Here is a 1,745-nt window from a genome sequence, read left to right on the forward strand (position 1 = left end):
ACAGGTCCAAGGGCGGCGCCAAGATCGTCGACGACGAGACGGTCGCCTTCGATCTCGACCAGTCGAACTCCAATTTCCCCTTCTATGTCTCCTCCGACGTCTACAACGCCGTGATCCTGCCGGCCGACTATGCCGGCGACTTCGAGAAGAATTTCAACGGCACCGGTCCGTTCAAGCTCGAATCCTTCCGTCCCAAGCAGGGCGCCAGCTTCGTGCGCAATCCCGATTACTGGGGCGACAAGGCGCTGCCCGACCGGGTCGAGATCAAATTCTTCGATGACGAGCAGGCGCAGGTCGTGGCGCTGCAGGCCGGCCAGCTCGACGTCATCCCGAGCACCACGCGCCTCGAGCTGGCGATCGAGGGCAATGCCAACTTCAAGCTGCTCAGCGTCCAGGCGAGCTCGCACGACGCCGTGCATCTCAGGACCGACCAGGCGCCGTTCACCGACAAGCGCATCCGCCGCGCCCTGGCGCTCACCCTCGACCGCGAGGCCATCGTCAAGGGCCTGCTCAAGGGCCGCGCCATCGTCGGCAACGACACGCCCTTCGCGCCCATCTTCCCCTCGGCCGATTCATCGGTGCCGCAGCGCAAGCAGGACATTGCCGAGGCCAAGCGTCTGCTGGCCGAAGCGGGCGTGCCCAACGGCTTCGAGGTGACGCTCACCACCGAACGCGCCTACGACATCCCCGACTACGCCGTGATCATCCAGAACTTTGCCAAGAAGGCCGGCATCGACATCAAGCTCAATGTGCTGCCGCAGGATGCCTATTATGGATCGGCGACCTTCGGCAGCTCGCCATGGCTCGATTCCAATCTCGGCATCACCGATTTCGGCCATCGTGGCACGCCCGACATCTTCCTCAACGCGACGCTGAAGAGCGATGGCGCGTGGAACGCCGCGCATTTCAAGAATGCGGATTATGACGCATTGCTGGTCGAATACGGCAAGGCCCGCGACCTGCAGGCGCAGCGCATCGCGGCCCGCAAGATCCAGACCCTGCTGCTCGACGAGACGCCTGAGATCATCTCCTACTTCTCGCAGTACAGCCGGATCGCCAGTGCGAAGGTCGAGGGCGTGCGCTTCACGGCCATCTCGCATCTCCTGCTCGACCGCGTTTCCTTCGTCCAGGCATGATGCGCAAACGTCAAACCAGCCGGGGCACCGGATGCTGACCGGCCGCACCTTGTCGGCGCGCGCGGCTTCGCTGCTCCTCACGCTATGGCTGGTCAGCGCGCTGGTCTTCCTCGCCGGGCAGGTCCTGCCCGGCGATGTCGCGCGCGTCATGCTCGGTCCCTTCGCCGATGCGCAGGCCGTCGCGGCGCTGAACAGACAGCTCGGCGCCGACCAGCCCGTGCTTGTCCAGTACTGGCGCTGGTTCAGCGCGGCGCTTGGCGGCGATTTCGGCACGTCGCTGTCGATGCGTGCGCCGGTCGCGCCCTTCGTGCTGGCAAGCCTCGGCCGCTCGGCGGCCCTTGCCGGCATCATCCTCTTGCTTCTTGTGCCGCTGGGTGTCGGCGCGGGCATCGTCGCCGGCCTCAACCAGGGTCGGCTCACCGATCGGCTGATCGTGCTCGCCGGCGTCTCCTTCGGCATCGTCCCGGATTTTGTCTCCGGCCTGCTCCTGCTCCTGGTCTTCGGCCTGTGGCTGAACTGGCTGCCGATCACGGGTGCCGCGCCTGGCGCGGGCTTCTGGACGAGCGGTTACTATCTCATCCTGCCGGCGCTGCCGCTGGTGCTCAACCT

The 1,745-nt window shown here is 65.6% G+C and carries 2 protein-coding genes; both read left to right on the top strand.

Annotated elements, in window-relative coordinates:
* Positions 1-1,136: ABC transporter substrate-binding protein (locus tag EOA27_RS35095; RefSeq protein WP_145970783.1), on the top strand; the 1,136-nt coding region annotated here is incomplete at its 5' end.
* Positions 1,137-1,167: 31 nt separating this feature from the next.
* The coding region (locus EOA27_RS35100) for an ABC transporter permease (protein WP_145970784.1) at positions 1,168-1,745 on the top strand (578 nt) is incomplete at its 3' end.

This window comes from Mesorhizobium sp. M2A.F.Ca.ET.037.01.1.1 (assembly GCF_003998075.1).
Taxonomy (GTDB): Bacteria; Pseudomonadota; Alphaproteobacteria; order Rhizobiales; family Rhizobiaceae; genus Mesorhizobium.